This is a genomic window from Bradyrhizobium sp. Ken01 (assembly GCF_055807355.1).
In genome coordinates, this window is sequence record NZ_JBVVPC010000022.1 from 87,983 (window position 1) to 102,727 (window position 14,745).

General features: G+C 63.7%; 13 protein-coding genes. 11 read left to right on the top strand and 2 right to left on the bottom strand.

The genetic code is table 11. From position 1 onward, the window contains the following. The first annotated feature begins 25 nt into the window (after positions 1-25). The 11 genes from AC0L3S_RS21270 (at position 26) to AC0L3S_RS21320 (ending at position 13,385) form a co-directional block, all read left to right on the top strand. Complete coding sequence (locus AC0L3S_RS21270; protein ID WP_473281090.1) at positions 26-1,978, top strand: M3 family oligoendopeptidase; 1,953 nt, start codon at positions 26-28, stop codon at positions 1,976-1,978. A gap of 211 nt (positions 1,979-2,189) precedes the next feature. Continuing rightward, positions 2,190-5,081 (top strand): cell division protein, encoded by a 2,892-nt coding sequence (locus AC0L3S_RS21275; RefSeq protein ID WP_473281092.1) that lies wholly within the window; start codon positions 2,190-2,192, stop codon positions 5,079-5,081. A gap of 185 nt (positions 5,082-5,266) precedes the next feature. Next, positions 5,267-5,419: an aa3-type cytochrome c oxidase subunit IV gene (locus AC0L3S_RS21280; RefSeq protein ID WP_007596280.1), complete on the top strand. Its 153-nt coding sequence runs from the start codon at positions 5,267-5,269 to the stop codon at positions 5,417-5,419. A 137-nt stretch (positions 5,420-5,556) separates the two neighbouring features. Further along, a complete protein-coding gene (locus AC0L3S_RS21285; RefSeq protein WP_473264879.1) occupies positions 5,557-6,684 on the top strand; it encodes a Re/Si-specific NAD(P)(+) transhydrogenase subunit alpha in 1,128 nt (375 codons plus the stop codon). 11 nt (positions 6,685-6,695) lie between these two features. Continuing rightward, entirely contained in the window at positions 6,696-7,013 is a 318-nt protein-coding gene (locus AC0L3S_RS21290; RefSeq protein WP_007596278.1) for a proton-translocating transhydrogenase family protein, read from the top strand. 42 nt (positions 7,014-7,055) lie between these two features. Further along, positions 7,056-8,453, top strand: a complete 1,398-nt coding sequence (locus AC0L3S_RS21295; protein ID WP_007596277.1) for an NAD(P)(+) transhydrogenase (Re/Si-specific) subunit beta — start codon at positions 7,056-7,058, stop codon at positions 8,451-8,453. A 142-nt stretch (positions 8,454-8,595) separates the two neighbouring features. Beyond that, positions 8,596-9,393, top strand: coding sequence for an alpha/beta hydrolase (locus tag AC0L3S_RS21300; RefSeq protein ID WP_473281094.1), 798 nt, complete (start codon positions 8,596-8,598; stop codon positions 9,391-9,393). Continuing rightward, complete coding sequence (locus AC0L3S_RS21305; protein WP_473281096.1) at positions 9,347-10,828, top strand: sodium:proton antiporter; 1,482 nt, start codon at positions 9,347-9,349, stop codon at positions 10,826-10,828. Before AC0L3S_RS21300 ends, AC0L3S_RS21305 begins: the two co-directional genes overlap by 47 nt. A gap of 70 nt (positions 10,829-10,898) precedes the next feature. After that, on the top strand, positions 10,899-11,996 hold the full coding sequence (locus AC0L3S_RS21310; RefSeq protein WP_473281098.1) for a calcium:cation antiporter: 1,098 nt from the start codon (positions 10,899-10,901) through the stop codon (positions 11,994-11,996). A gap of 34 nt (positions 11,997-12,030) precedes the next feature. Further along, complete coding sequence (locus AC0L3S_RS21315) at positions 12,031-12,315, top strand: cupin domain-containing protein (RefSeq protein WP_473264875.1); 285 nt, start codon at positions 12,031-12,033, stop codon at positions 12,313-12,315. Between the two features lie 92 nt (positions 12,316-12,407). Then, on the top strand, positions 12,408-13,385 hold the full coding sequence (locus AC0L3S_RS21320; protein WP_473281100.1) for a hypothetical protein: 978 nt from the start codon (positions 12,408-12,410) through the stop codon (positions 13,383-13,385). 28 nt (positions 13,386-13,413) lie between these two features. On the opposite strand, the gene AC0L3S_RS21325 is transcribed toward AC0L3S_RS21320, so the two are convergent. After that, entirely contained in the window at positions 13,414-14,064 is a 651-nt protein-coding gene (locus AC0L3S_RS21325) for a tetratricopeptide repeat protein (protein ID WP_473281103.1), read from the bottom strand. Between the two features lie 125 nt (positions 14,065-14,189). Beyond that, complete coding sequence (gene rpsU / locus AC0L3S_RS21330) at positions 14,190-14,498, bottom strand: 30S ribosomal protein S21 (protein WP_007596265.1); 309 nt, start codon at positions 14,496-14,498, stop codon at positions 14,190-14,192. Positions 14,499-14,745 lie beyond the last annotated feature (247 nt).

Below are 14,745 nucleotides of genomic sequence, written 5' to 3' on the forward strand. Positions count from 1 at the left end.
TTGTTGAACACAGGTTTCCCACACAATGAATTCGCGCTCCAAGTCTGCAGTTAAGAAGTCCGCCGCTAGCAAGCCCGCTCTCCACAAGCCGAACACCAAGACATCCGCAGCCAAGGCAAAACCCTCCAAGCGTTCACCCGCCAAGCGTTCACCCGCCAAGCGTTCACCCGCCAAGCCTTCACCCGCCAAGCCTGCGAGCAAGAGCGGCAAGCTTCCGGAGTGGAACCTCGCCGACCTCTATTCCGGGATCGATGCGCCGGAAGTGGCGCGCGATCTCGAAAAGATGGATGCCGATTGCGTCGCGTTCGAGACGGACTACAAGGGCAAGCTCGCAACAGGAACAGCAAAGGAAGATGGCGGAAAATGGCTCGCCGAAGCCGTGCGACGCTATGAGGCGATCGACGACCTCGCCGGCCGGCTCGGCTCGTACGCCGGCCTCGTTCATGCCGGCGACAGCGTGGACTCTGCGATTTCAAAGTTTTACGGCGACGTTTCCGAGCGCCTGACGGCGGCATCGACGCATCTGCTGTTCTTCGCGCTCGAGCTCAATCGCGTCGATGACGATATTTTGAACCGCGCGATGCAGGCCACCGAGCTCGCGCACTACCGTCCCTGGATCGAGGATCTGCGCAAGGAGAAGCCGTACCAGCTCGACGACAAGCTCGAGCAGCTCTTCCTGGAGAAGGCGCAGACCGGCTATTCAGCCTTCAACCGACTGTTCGACCAAACCATCTCGGGCCTGCGTTTCAAGGTCGGGTCCAAGGAGCTCGCGATCGAGCCGACGCTCAATCTGTTGCAGGACCGCGACGGCGCCAAGCGCAAGGCCGCGGCAGAGGCGCTCGCAAAGACCTTCAAGGCGAATGAGCGCACCTTTGCGCTGATCACCAACACTCTGGCCAAGGACAAGGACATCTCCGACAGCTGGCGCGGCTTCAAGGACGTGGCGGATTCCCGGCATCTCAACAACCGCGTCGAGCGCGAGGTGGTGGATGCGCTGGTCGCCTCGGTGCGCGCGGCCTATCCAAAATTGTCGCATCGCTACTACGCGCTGAAGGCCCGCTGGTTCGGCAGGAAGCGTCTGGCCTATTGGGACCGCAACGCGCCGCTGCCTTTTGCGGCGACCGACGTGATCGGCTGGCCCGACGCGCGAAACATGGTGCTCACCGCCTATCGCGGCTTCTCGCCAAAGATGGCTGACATCGCCGAGCGCTTCTTTACCGACCGCTGGATCGATGCGCCGGTGCGCCCGGGCAAGGCGCCGGGTGCCTTCTCGCATCCGACCACGCCGTCCGCGCACCCCTACGTGCTGATGAACTACCAGGGCAAGCCGCGCGACGTGATGACGCTCGCCCATGAGCTCGGCCACGGCGTGCACCAGGTGCTGGCGGCCAGGAACGGCGCGTTGATGGCGCCGACGCCGCTGACGCTGGCGGAGACCGCGAGCGTGTTTGGCGAGATGCTGACCTTCCGGCGGCTGCTGGCGCAGACCAAAAGCGCAAAGCAGCGCCAGGCGCTGCTCGCCGGCAAGGTCGAGGACATGATCAACACCGTGGTGCGGCAGATCGCGTTCTATTCCTTCGAGCGCGCGGTCCACACCGAACGCAAGAACGGAGAGCTCACCGCGACGCGGCTCGGGGAGATCTGGCTCTCGGTGCAGGGCGAGAGCCTCGGGCCGGCAATCGAAATCAAAGCGGGCTACGAGAACTACTGGATGTACATCCCGCACTTCATCCATTCTCCGTTCTACGTCTACGCCTATGCGTTCGGCGATTGTCTGGTGAACTCGCTCTACGCCGTCTACGAGAACGCGGCCGAAGGCTTTGCCGAGCGCTATCTCGACATGCTCGCCGCCGGCGGCACCAAGCATTATTCCGATCTGCTGCGGCCGTTCGGGCTCGATGCCAAGGATCCAAAGTTCTGGGACGGAGGCCTGAGCGTCATCGCCGGCATGATCGACGAGCTGGAAGCGATGGGCTGAGCCGCGCCGTCTTCGGCGCTGCAGCGAGCAGGTCGGGTCGGCCGTCCGAGTGTCCCGTTGTTCCGGCGACGGGCGAGGCCGGTTGTATAGTTCCCGCCCTGCACATTGAACGTTTGTGCCTAAAGCCAGACTAATTCTTGCGGGCGGTTTCGGCCTGTAATGCAATCTGTGATTGTTGATCGTCGTGGTGTGCTTTGCCAGGGAGGCGAACATGGCCAGGATCAGTGCCCCAGACCCCAAGGTGGAGCCGCCACGGGCTGTGGAGGAACAGCAGCTGTGGGGGACGCAGCACCGCAAGATCGTCAAGCGCGAGCTCGCAGCCATCAACAACCGCCGCCGCGCCCAAGGCATAGATCCCGTCGCATACCCTGGCGACGAAAAGGCGATCGACACGGTCGGCCTTGCGTTGTCGGGCGGCGGAATCCGATCCTCCGCAATCTGCCTCGGCGTCTTGCAGGCTTTCAATCACCACGGGCTGATCAAGCACATCGACTATCTGTCGACCGTATCGGGCGGCGGTTACACCGGCTGTTCGTTCACGGCGACCATGACGCGGGCGCAGAATTTCGTGTTCGGAAGCACGCCGACACCTGGCGCCGAGAGCGCCAATGAGATCAGTGACACGCCTGCGGTGGGCCATATCCGGAACTACTCGAACTACCTCGTTCCGGCCGGCGCGCGAGATCTGATCACCGGCGTCGCAATCGTCGTGCGTGGACTCGTTGCCAATCTGAGCCTTACGCTGCCGGTCGTACTGCTCGTTGCCGTGATCACGATCCTGTCCAACGCCGCACGCTCGTCACTCTATACGACCAATTTCTTCGGGCTGAGCGTCGACGACACCAGCAATCTTGGTCCCCTCTCCAGCCTGGGATTGATGCCTGCCTTCTTTCTTGGCGGCCTTGTTGCCGCCTTGCTGCTTTTGTTGGTCGGGCGCCTTTTCAAATTCGGGCGGCGCGAGCTTTTTCGCTACCTGGCCGGTCTTGCGTTTGCGCTGGGACTCATCTGCGCGATCGCCAGCTGCCTGAACGTCGATCACTTTGGGCTTTCGCTTGCAGCGCTCCTGCTCGGCCTCGTGCTTTTCTTCGGCTGGGCGGTGCTGCGCTCGATTTCGTCGACCAAGGGAGGTGAATTCCGCGGCTATCCGTCGACTGTCGGCGCGACCTATCTCGTTCTGCTTGCCGCCATCTGCTTCTTCGAATTTCAGCCCTTCATGATCGCCCAGATGTTCGACCTCGCCGACGCCAACACGGCTCAGTCCGGCGGCATCATTGGGGGTGTTGCAATCAAATGGCTCCAATCGCTTGCGGCCATTACTGCGCCGGTTGCGGCGGCCGTCACGCTGTTCCGGCAGCAATTCGCCGACCTGCTGAAGGGCGCCGGCGCCTCGGACCTTGGCCCACGCCTGCTCGCCCATGCGGCGAAAGCAGCCGTGCTTGTCGCGGGACTGGCGCTGCCCTTACTGATCTGGGTCGGATATCTCTATCTTTGCTATTGGGGCATCGCGAACGACAAGACGCTCGACGCCGCCTACCGCCAATACCCCATGATCGAGGAGTGGGGAGCGGCTGGCGTGCAACCCGTGCCGCCCGCGGCCGGTGTCGACGTCAAGGGAAATGTCCAGTTCGACTCGGCGACGCGTAAGCTCTCGGCAGAGATCACCAATAGCGAAGCAAAGGTCGTCGCCTCCAAGCCGGTGGGGCCGATCTCGCACATCCCCCCATGGCTGTTTTCCGTTGCGTCATTGCAGTCCCCGGGCACATTCACTTGGTCGAAGTACCAGTTCGGCAACAGTGTCAGCTGGCGGATGGTGCTGCTCTACTTCTTCTCGGGCTCGGCCCTATTCAGCCTGTCGTGGATCCTCGGGCCGAATGCCAATTCGCTGCACCGGCTCTATCGTGATCGCCTCAGCAAGGCCTTCTTGTTCAATCCGCTCTACTACGCCGACGGGGAGCCGTCGCGGAACATGCCGAGCCTGGACCAGGGGAGGGATTTCCTTCCGCTCGACGAGGAGAAGCTGAGCGGTCTGCTGCATCAGTTGGACTACGGCGTCGATCCAGCGGGAGCGATGACGGTCACGACATCGAAAAAAAGCAGCCTGGCCTCGCCATATCCCATCATCAACGCCGCCCTGAACATCCAAGGATCCGACTTCGCCAATCGGCGGGGACGGAACGCTGATTTCTTCATATTCTCGCCGCTGCACGTCGGCAGCGAGGCCACCGGCTATGCGAATACACCGGCGTTCGAGAAGGTCGCGCTGGGCCTCGATCTTGCGACCGCGATGGCGATCTCCGGGGCCGCCGCTTCGTCGAACATGGGCTCGGGGTCGATCCGCTCGCTGACCCCGACCCTGGCGCTCCTCAACGTGCGCCTCGGGTACTGGTTGAAGAACCCGCGCTGGGTCTCGACAAAGGACAGGCCGCAGCACCACTCGACCCCTTTGTTTCTATGGTCTGAGATCTCGGGCCGGCTCTACGAGAATGCCGATGCGGTCTACCTGACGGACGGCGGACACATCGAGAATCTCGGTGTCTACGAGTTGTTGCGACGACGCTGCAAGGTGATCATCGCGGTTGACGCCGAAGCCGATGCGCCGATGAATTTCTCGTCTCTGATGACGCTGCAGCGTTATGCGCGCATCGATCTCGGGATCATCATCGACCTGCCGTGGACCCCGATCCGCAACACGACGCGCGAGTGGATGAAGTGCAACGCAGCCAAATCCCCGGGCGCGGCCCGGCACGCCGCGGGCGGACCGCACATGGCGGTCGGCACCATCGACTACGGCTCGGGGGAAAAGGGGTACCTCGTGTACATCAAATCGTCCCTGACCGGAGACGAGAACGACTACATCCGCGACTATGCACGCCGCAACGACACCTTCCCGCACGAAACCACCGGTGACCAGTTCTTCTCGGAGGAGCAGTTCGAGGTCTACCGCGCGCTGGGTTTCCACATGACCCACGGCTTTCTCACTGAGGATGCGGGGGCAGATGCGATCGTCGTCAACGTTCCGGGAGAACGCTGCGCAAAGCGAAACTTCTGCGATAGCAAGGTGGAGCCGATCGGCGCAGTCCGCCGGGCGCTCGGCCTGCGCTGAGAGGCCTTCGGCTCGTGGCACCGGAGATCGCCTGCAACGGGCGGACCTCCGGTCTGAGCGGGATTCCGCCAATCGGAATTCCAAATGACCCGATTTGCCGGGAAACCGCGCCTGCCTGCCGTTGCCCTGCCCGAAAGTTTGCGGTATCCCAGCCATGAAATTCGACTTTCGACTGGGGACAATTCATGGCTGACCATAGCGAAGTGGCGTACAGCACCGCCGACGGCAACGACTACGTTGCCCACGAGCAGACCTACGAGGGCTTCATCAAGCTGGTGAAGTACGGCACGGTCTCGGTCGCGCTTATCGTGATCCTGATGGCGATCTTCCTGACCTGATCCATCTCCTGCAGCACCGCCAGCGTCGTCGGTGCCCATAAAATTTGCAATCAAGCCGGATTGAAAACCGGTATCCAACGTTGCGGGAGTAACGCTAAGTTCGCGTGCGCGCTCTTTCCCGCGTCGCCGGAGGGCCTATGAAGATCGCCGTTGCCAAGGAAATCGATCCGTCGGAGCCGCGGGTCGCCGCTTCGCCGGATACGGTGAAGAAGTTCAAGGCGCTGGGCGCCGAGATCGCCGTCGAGCCGGGCGCCGGCCTCAAGTCGGGTCTGCCGGACTCCGAATTCACCGCCGTGGGCGCCACCGTCAGCGCCGACGCGCTGAAGGACGCCGACATCATCATCAAGGTGAAGCGCCCTGAAGCCTCCGAGCTCGCGCAGTACAAGCGCGGCGCGCTGGTCATCGCCATCATGGACCCCTACGGCAACGAGGCCGCGCTGAAGACGATCGCCGATGCCGGCGTCTCCGCCTTCGCGATGGAATTGATGCCGCGCATCACGCGCGCGCAGGTGATGGACGTGCTGTCCTCGCAGGCCAACCTCGCCGGCTACCGCGCCGTGATCGAGGGCGCCGAGGCCTTCGGACGCGCCTTCCCGATGATGATGACCGCAGCCGGCACGGTGCCCGCCGCCAAAGTGTTCGTGATGGGCGTCGGCGTCGCCGGCCTCCAGGCGATCGCGACCGCGCGCCGTCTCGGCGCCGTGGTCACCGCGACCGACGTCCGGCCCGCCACCAAGGAGCAGGTCGAATCGCTCGGTGCAAAATTCCTCGCCGTTGAGGACGAGGAATTCAAGAACGCGCAGACCGCCGGCGGCTACGCCAAGGAAATGTCCAAGGAATACCAGGCCAAACAGGCCGCGCTCACCGCCGAGCACATCAAGAAGCAGGACATCGTGATCACCACCGCGCTCATTCCGGGCCGGCCGGCGCCGAAGCTCGTCACGGCCGACATGGTCAAGTCGATGAAACCAGGGTCGGTGCTGGTCGATCTCGCCGTCGAACGGGGCGGCAATGTCGAAGGCGTCAAGGCGGGCGAGGTCGCCGATGTCGATGGCATCAAGATCGTCGGCTACACCAACGTCGCCGGCCGCGTCGCGGCGTCGGCCTCGAGCCTCTACGCGCGCAATTTGTTCAACTTCATCGAAACGATGGTCGACAAGACCAGCAAGGCGCTGGCCGTGAACTGGGACGACGAGCTCGTCAAAGCGACCGCGTTGACCAGGGACGGCGCCGTCATCCACCCGAACTTCCAGCCGAAAGCGTAAGGAGAGCCGTCATGGAGCATATTGCACAAGTCGTCGATCCCTTCGTCTTCCGGCTGTCGATCTTCGTTCTCGCCGTCTTCGTCGGCTATTTCGTGGTGTGGTCGGTGACCCCTGCGCTGCATACGCCGCTGATGAGCGTCACCAATGCGATCTCCTCGGTGATCGTGGTCGGCGCGCTGCTCGCGGTCGGCGTCGGCATGATCTCGAGCGGCTCGGGCTGGGCGCGCGGCTTCGGCTTCATCGCGCTCATTTTCGCCTGCGTGAATATCTTCGGCGGCTTCCTTGTCACCCAGCGCATGCTGGCGATGTACAAGAAGAAGGTGAAGTGAGCGGCGTGCACCTCGGGGTGACGAAGACAAAGGGGACCTGAGATGAACGCCAATCTGGCTGCAGTTCTGTATCTCGTGGCGGGTGTGCTGTTCATCCTGTCACTGCGCGGGCTGTCCAGCCCCGCCTCATCGCGGCAGGGCAATTTCTTCGGCATGATCGGCATGGCGATCGCGGTCGCCACCACGCTCGCCAGCCATCCGCCGGCGGACGGCCTCGCCTGGATCCTCGTGATCCTTGGCATCGCGATCGGCGGCAGCGTCGGCGCGGTGATCGCCCGCCGGGTGCCGATGACCTCGATGCCGGAACTGGTCGCCGCGTTCCATTCGCTGGTCGGCATGGCCGCGGTGCTGGTCGCCGCCGGTGCGTTCTACGCGCCGGAGGCCTTCGACATCGGCAGCCCCGGCAACATCCATCCGCAGAGCCTGGTCGAGATGTCGCTCGGCGTCGCCATCGGCGCGCTGACCTTCACCGGTTCGGTGATCGCGTTCCTGAAGCTGTCCGCGCGCATGAGCGGTGCGCCGATCATCCTGCCGTTCCGCCACATCATCAACATCGCGCTGGCGATCGCGCTCGTCGTTTTCATCGTCGGGCTGGTGATGTCGGGCAGCGCGCTCGACTTCTGGCTGATCGTCATCATCGCGCTGGCGCTCGGCGTCCTCATGATCATCCCGATCGGCGGCGCCGACATGCCGGTCGTGATTTCGATGCTGAATTCGTACTCGGGCTGGGCCGCGGCCGGCATCGGCTTCACCCTCGGCAATTCCGCGCTGATCATCACCGGCGCGCTGGTGGGATCAAGCGGCGCGATCCTCTCCTACATCATGTGCCACGCGATGAACCGCTCCTTCATCTCGGTCATCCTCGGCGGTTTCGGCGGCGAGACCGCCGCTGCCGGCGGTGGCGGCGGCGAGCAGAAGCCGGCCAAGCTCGGCTCGGCGGATGATGCCGCCTTCATCATGAAGAACGCGCAGAAGGTCATCATCGTGCCGGGCTACGGCATGGCGGTGGCGCAGGCCCAGCATGCGCTGCGCGAAATGGGCGACGTCCTGAAGAAGGAAGGTGTTGAGGTGAAATACGCCATTCACCCAGTCGCCGGCCGCATGCCCGGCCACATGAACGTGCTGCTGGCCGAAGCCAACGTGCCCTATGACGAGGTGTTCGAGCTCGAGGACATCAACTCCGAATTCGCGCAGGCCGATATCGCCTTCGTGATCGGCGCCAACGACGTCACCAATCCCGCGGCCGAAGAGGACAAGACCTCGCCGATCTACGGCATGCCCGTGCTCCAAGTCTGGAAGGCCGGCACCGTGATGTTCATCAAGCGCTCGCTCGCGTCGGGCTATGCCGGCATCGACAATCCGCTGTTCTATCGCGATAACACCATGATGCTGCTCGGCGATGCCAAGAAGGTCACCGAGAACATCGTCAAGGCGATGTAGCGCGGAGGCAAGCGGGCCATTGCCAAGCGCGCCGCCATGCGGCGGCGTGCGGCTGCTGTGCCGTTCCGGCGCGCCACGCGCGAGGTCATGAAATTGCTGCGGAGCCAGTGCAAGCCCTGAACCGGGGCCGGGCCGTGTCATCATGACCATCGTCAAGTGGATCGCCATCCTGCTCGTGACCGTCTATTGCGCCGGTCTCCTCGTGCTGTATGTCAGGCAGCGCGAGATGCTGTTTCCGATCCCGCCGGTCGGTCGCACCACGCCGGACGCCGCAGGCCTTCCTCAGGCCGAAGAGCACGTCCTGACCACCTCCGATGGCGAGAAGGTCATCGTCTGGCACGTGCCGGCGAGGCCCGGCCGCCCCGTGATCCTGTATTTTCCGGGCAATGGCGATTATCTCGCCGGTCGCGTCAGTCGTTTCAAGGCCATGATGGCGGACGGCACCGGCCTCGTCGCGCTGTCCTATCGCGGCTATGCCGGCTCGAGCGGGGCTCCGAGCGAGGCGGGCCTGCTGCGCGATGCCGCGGCCGCCTACGCCTTCACCACCGCGCGCTACGCGGCGGAACGAATCGCAGTCTGGGGCTTTTCGCTCGGGACCGGCGTGGCGGTCGCGGTCGCCTCGGAGCATCGTGTTGGAAAACTCATCCTGGAAGCGCCCTATACATCGACGGCCGACATTGCAGCATCATCGTTCTGGTTCGTTCCGGTGCGTCTGCTGATGCGCGATCCATTCCATTCCGACGAGCGCATCCCGCGCGTCACTGTGCCGCTATTGGTGATGCATGACACCAATGACCTTGCCATTTCCATCGTGTTCGGAGAGCGTCTGTTCGCGCTCGCGCATGAACCGAAACAGTTCGTTCGCTTTGCGGGCGGTGGACACGACAATCTCGATGCATTCGGTGCGATTGAAACGGCGAGGCGCTTCATTGCTTTCTAGACGACTTGTCGTTCGGCGCGCGAGCGGGTTCATCGCCGCGATCCTCGTGATGTTGTTGCCACAGCACGCATGGGCGGCGACCGCGCTCGACGGCGCGGCGATGGGCTGGCCGTATGCGCTGCCCTTTGCCGGCCTCCTGCTGTCGATCGCGCTTGGTCCGTTACTGTTTGCACGATTCTGGCACCATCATTACGGCAAGATCGCCGCGGCCTGGTCGCTGCTGGCACTCGCCTCGCTGGTCATCCTTGCCGGGAGCATGGCGACGCTGGCGGCGCTCGTTCACGCCATGCTCGCCGAATATCTCGGCTTCATCATGCTGCTGTTCTCGCTCTATGTCGTGGCTGGCGGCATTCTCGTGACGGGCGACATCAAGGCGACGCCGGCAGCGAATGCCGGCATCCTCGCGCTCGGTACGGTGATGGCGAGCGTGGTCGGCACCACGGGGGCGGCCATGATCCTGATCCGCCCTCTGATCCGCGCCAACCGGCCGCGGCGCTACAACGCCCACGTTGTCATCTTCTTCATCATCCTGGTCGCCAATGTCGGCGGCGCGCTGAGCCCGCTCGGCGATCCCCCGCTGTTCGTCGGCTTCCTGCATGGCGTCGACTTCTTCTGGACCACGCGGACCATCTGGCTGCAGACGGCGATCGTTGCCGGACTGCTGCTCGCGATCTTCGTCGTCATCGACGTCTGGCGCTTCCGTAGCGAACCCTTCCTTGGCGCTGCCGGCGCCGCGAAGCCGGTCCGCATCCGCGGCCTCGTCAACCTGGTGCTGATCGCAGCCATCGTCGCGAGCCTGCTGGCCTCGGCGATGTGGAAGTCCGGCATCGCCTTCGACATTCTTGGAACCAGGCTGGAGCTGGAAGATATTGCCCGCAACGCGGCGCTGCTGGCCATAGCGGGCCTGTCGGTGTGGTTGACGCCCGACGAGCACAGGCAGGCCAACGGCTTCACCTGGGAGCCGATCCGCGAGGTCGCAAAGCTGTTCGCCGGCATTTTTATCGCGATCATCCCGGTCATCGCCATGCTCAATGCCGGCCATCACGGCGCGTTCGCCTGGCTGCTGTCGGCCGTGACGACGCCGGACGGCACGCCGCGCGAGGTTGCCTATTTCTGGTTTACCGGTCTGATGTCGGCGTTCCTCGACAATGCGCCGACCTATCTGTTGTTCTTCGAGTTGGCCGGTGGGGACCCGCAGGTGATGATGCACGAGCTCTCGGGCACGCTCGCCTCCATCTCCATGGGCGCAGTCTACATGGGCGCGCTCACCTATATCGGTAACGCGCCGAATTTCATGGTGAGCAGCATCGCTCGCGAGAACGGCATCGAGATGCCGAGCTTCTTCGGCTATTTCGTGCGCGCCAGCGCGGTGTTGATCCCGCTGTTCGTCCTGCTGACGCTGCTGCCGTTCGCTCCGATCCTGCGCTGGCATTGAATCTGCCTGCCGATTTGCTACTGCTCGCCCAAGATGCGATGAATTTGCGCGAAGCAATTGGAGCCGATGGATGAGCGCGCATAATCCGATGCCTCGGTCGGCCTGGATCTTTCCGGCGCTTGCCGTGCTGCTGTTCGCGGCCGTCAGCGCGACGGGCTACGTGTTCACGCTGTCGTTCGGCGGGCTCGTCTTCGCCCTCGTGCTCCTCGTCATCCTGTTCGGCACGGTGTTTGCCGCGGTCCATCATGCCGAAGTGATCGCCGAGCGGGTCGGCGAACCCTATGGCACGCTGGTGCTGACGCTCGCGGTGACCATCATCGAGGTGGCGCTGATCACTACGATCATGCTGGGCGAGAAGCCGGCCCCGGAACTGGCGCGCGACACCGTGTTCGCCGTGGTCATGATCGTCTGCAATGGCCTCGTCGGGCTCTGCATCTTCATCGGCGGCCTGCGCTATCGCGAGCAGGGCTTTCAGCTCTCCGGCGCCAACGTCTATCTCAGCGTGCTGTTCGCGCTCGCGACGATCACGCTGATCATGCCGAACTACACCACGACCACGCCGGGCCCGGTTTATTCGGCGGTTCAACTCGGCTTCGTCGACGTGGTCACGCTCGCGCTGTATGGGGTGTTTCTCTATACCCAGACCGTACTGCACAAGGATTACTTCGTTCACGAACGGGCGGGCGGCGGCAGCGGCGAGGCGCATCTGTCGGGCCGGACCATGGTGCTCAGCATCGTGCTGCTGCTGATTGCGCTGCTGGCGGTCGTGCTGCTGTCCAAGAAATTCTCGCTGGTCGTCGACGCCGTCGGGGCCAAAATTGGTGCGCCGCCTGCCTTTGCCGGACTTCTGGTCGCGCTCCTGATCCTGCTGCCGGAAGGCGTCGCGGCGGTGTCGGCTGCCCGCAAGAACGACCTCCAGAAGAGCATCAATCTCGCGCTCGGCTCGTCGCTCGCCACCATCGGGCTGACCATCCCGGCCGTCGGTGTCGCCACCTATGCACTCGACAAGGAGCTCACGCTCGGCCTCAGCGAGCAGGGCAGCGTCCTTTTGCTCCTGACCTTCTTCCTGAGCATGCTGACCTTCGGTACGGGCAGGACCAATGTCCTGTTCGGGCTGGTCCATATGGTGGTATTTGCCGTCTACGTGTTCATGGTTTTCGTGCCCTGAACCGGTTTTCCGGATATGCCCCAGGAGAGTTCCGATGCTTGCCGCCAAGTCCGAAGTTCAGGTCGACAATGAGCAGGTTCGGGTGACCGAGTGGCGGCTCGCGCCAGACAGCGCCACCGGGCATCACACCCACGGCATGGACTACGTCATTGTTCCCGTGGTCGCAGGGGAAATGACCATCGTGGCACCCAATGGCGAGCGGTCCAAAGCGCAGCTTGCGGCCGGGAAATCCTATTTTCGCAAGGCCGGCGTCCAGCACGATGTGCTTAACGAAACCGCAACCGAGATCGTGTTCCTTGAGGTTGAGCTGAAGTCGTAAGTCCGGCGTACCCCTTTGCCATTGATCTGTCGCAGTTGATCCCTCACTATGCCTCAAAGTTCCCGCATCAGATCGCGCGGGGAGTGGCCGGAATGCTGAAATACGTCGCTAAAATCTCGATGGACATCTTCCCCTCGGTGCTCGCAACGATCATCGGGGCGTACATCGTTAATCATTACATCAACGCCAAGCCGGCGGCGGATGCACCCGCGGCCGTGATGGCGCCCGCCGAGGCGGGCAAGAACGGCAAGCCCGCGGATGTGGCCAACCTCCCCGCGCCCGGCGTCAAGGCCAAGGGCATTTCCGAGAAGAAGGTGACGGACAAGCCGGCGACCGAGAAGGCTGCCGATCAGCCCGCCGCGGAGTCGAAGACGTCGACGGCGGATTTGGCACCGGCCGAGGCTGCCCCCCGCGGCAAGCCGTCCGCGCGCGACAAGGCGGTCGCCAAGTCCACCCCGGCCATCAGTGCACCCGCTTCCGCCACTCCGGTGGTGGAGGCCAATTCGGCGCCGGCTGCTGCCGCGCCGGTCGCAACCCCCGACGCCAACGATCTCGTGCGCGCCGCGATCGAGCGCCTGCGCAAGTCGCCTGAGGGCAAAGCCGTTGAGGCCAAGTCGATTGAGACCAAGTCTTCGGAAGCCAGGTCTTCGGAGGCCAGGTCTTCGGAGGCCAGAGCTTCCGAGATCAAGGCGTCCGAGAAGATCCAGGAGCCTGCGGTGCGCGAAGCCGCCCGCACTCCAGAGGCACCGCGTGTCATCCCCCTGGATCAGTCAACGGTGCGTCCGTTGCCGCCGCCGATCACGGTCTCGACACCCGCAGCCGAGGCCTATGGCAATGGCGGCGCGTCGCAGGCGAGCCCGCCCTATACCTCCTCGGTCGGCAACGAGAACCCGAATCGGCTGACACCCCCGGCTGATATTCCGGTTCCGATGATCGCGCCCCCGCTCGATCTGCGCGCCGATGCCGGCGCGTCCATGCCGCGGCCGAAGACCAATGTCGCCGACGACATGTTGTCGGGCGTCAAGTCCATGTTCCATTCCGTTCTGCCGAAGGGCGTCACCCCGGATTAAGACCGCGCCTGCGGCTGCGCCAGAATCGTCAGCCGCCGACGCGGGCGAGGCCGCTGCGGGCGGCGTCGTCGCGTGGGCGAAGCGAGACCGCCTTGGTGTAGGACGCCGCCGCCTTGGTCCTGTCGCCCAGGCGTTCATAGGCTTGCCCGCGTATGGTCCAGACCTGGGCATTGTGGGGATCGGCCTCGGAAGCCTCATCCAGATCGGCCGCGGCCTCCTTGACCTTGCCGAGGGCGAGATAGCTGATGGCGCGGCCGAGCAGCGGCTCGACCTTCTGCGGATTGAGTCCGCTCGCGGCGCTGAAATCGGCGATCGCGAAATCATGCTGGTTGTTGCCCTGGTAGATCAGGGCGCGGCCATAGAGCGCCTGCGCATTGTAGGGATCGAGCCCGACCGCGCGGTTGAACTCATCAAGCGCAGCCGCTGCGTCGCCGGACTTTGCGAGAGCCTGGGCCTTTGCCGTATGGGCCTGGGCTTCGCTGACGTTGACTGCGCTGACCACGTTCTCTGCGGTCGCAGCTGCCTTGGGTGCCTCCTGCGGCTTCTCCTTCTCCGGCGTCAGCGATCCCAGGTCGAAGGAGCAGCCGCACAGCGAAATCCCCATCAAGGCCAGCGCAAACGGCTGCAGCAAGATCTGGCGCAACTGCGCCAAGCCGCGCTTGGGGAAAGGGGAGGCCATCTACGGTTCGCTCGCGCCAGTGCCGCATCGGTAGTGCCCTATCCCAGGAAGGCACCGCTCACAAAACAATAACGCGGGCCAGGGGCCCGCGTCATCGAAAACTGAAATCTCTCAAGTCCGGTAAATCAGCGCGGTCCGCGCGGACCTGCACTTGCACCGGCACCCGGGCCGCCGCGACCGCCACGATCACCGCCGGGGCCAGCGCCGAACACCGGCTTCGGCTTCATCGGCAGCAAGCCTTCGCGCTGCAGCTTCTTGCGGGCCAGCTTGCGTGCGCGACGCACGGCTTCGGCCTTTTCGCGGGCCTTCTTTTCGGAGGGCTTTTCGTAGTGACCGCGGAGCTTCATCTCGCGGAAAATACCCTCGCGCTGCATCTTCTTCTTCAGCGCCTTGAGGGCTTGGTCGACATTGTTATCGCGAACGAGAACCTGCACGCGGCATCCTCTTCAGTGGATCGGATTTGAATTCTGGTAAGTCAAAGGGGATGGCGAAACGCACAAGCCCTTAACCTTGAGGGCGCGGATGTATCAGACAAAACCTGGGATGTCCACCGGCCAAGCGGGCCTTCGGGCCAAGTTCAGCCATTAAATGAGGCAAAATACCTCGGTGCGGCCCTGATTTGGGAGATTTGACGCCCAGGGTGGGGCCGTTTCCGGAGCTTTGTTCCGGAATCTTTGAAAG

Coding starts and splice junctions, on each gene's coding strand:
- AC0L3S_RS21285 (WP_473264879.1), top strand. CDS start 5,557: ATGAAGATCGCCGTTGCCAAGGAAATCGATCCGTCGGAGCCGCGGGTC.
- AC0L3S_RS21325 (WP_473281103.1), bottom strand. CDS start 14,064: ATGGCCTCCCCTTTCCCCAAGCGCGGCTTGGCGCAGTTGCGCCAGATC.
- AC0L3S_RS21290 (WP_007596278.1), top strand. CDS start 6,696: ATGGAGCATATTGCACAAGTCGTCGATCCCTTCGTCTTCCGGCTGTCG.
- AC0L3S_RS21300 (WP_473281094.1), top strand. CDS start 8,596: ATGACCATCGTCAAGTGGATCGCCATCCTGCTCGTGACCGTCTATTGC.
- AC0L3S_RS21280 (WP_007596280.1), top strand. CDS start 5,267: ATGGCTGACCATAGCGAAGTGGCGTACAGCACCGCCGACGGCAACGAC.
- AC0L3S_RS21315 (WP_473264875.1), top strand. CDS start 12,031: ATGCTTGCCGCCAAGTCCGAAGTTCAGGTCGACAATGAGCAGGTTCGG.
- AC0L3S_RS21310 (WP_473281098.1), top strand. CDS start 10,899: ATGAGCGCGCATAATCCGATGCCTCGGTCGGCCTGGATCTTTCCGGCG.
- AC0L3S_RS21295 (WP_007596277.1), top strand. CDS start 7,056: ATGAACGCCAATCTGGCTGCAGTTCTGTATCTCGTGGCGGGTGTGCTG.
- AC0L3S_RS21270 (WP_473281090.1), top strand. CDS start 26: ATGAATTCGCGCTCCAAGTCTGCAGTTAAGAAGTCCGCCGCTAGCAAG.
- AC0L3S_RS21320 (WP_473281100.1), top strand. CDS start 12,408: ATGCTGAAATACGTCGCTAAAATCTCGATGGACATCTTCCCCTCGGTG.
- AC0L3S_RS21305 (WP_473281096.1), top strand. CDS start 9,347: ATGCATTCGGTGCGATTGAAACGGCGAGGCGCTTCATTGCTTTCTAGA.
- AC0L3S_RS21275 (WP_473281092.1), top strand. CDS start 2,190: ATGGCCAGGATCAGTGCCCCAGACCCCAAGGTGGAGCCGCCACGGGCT.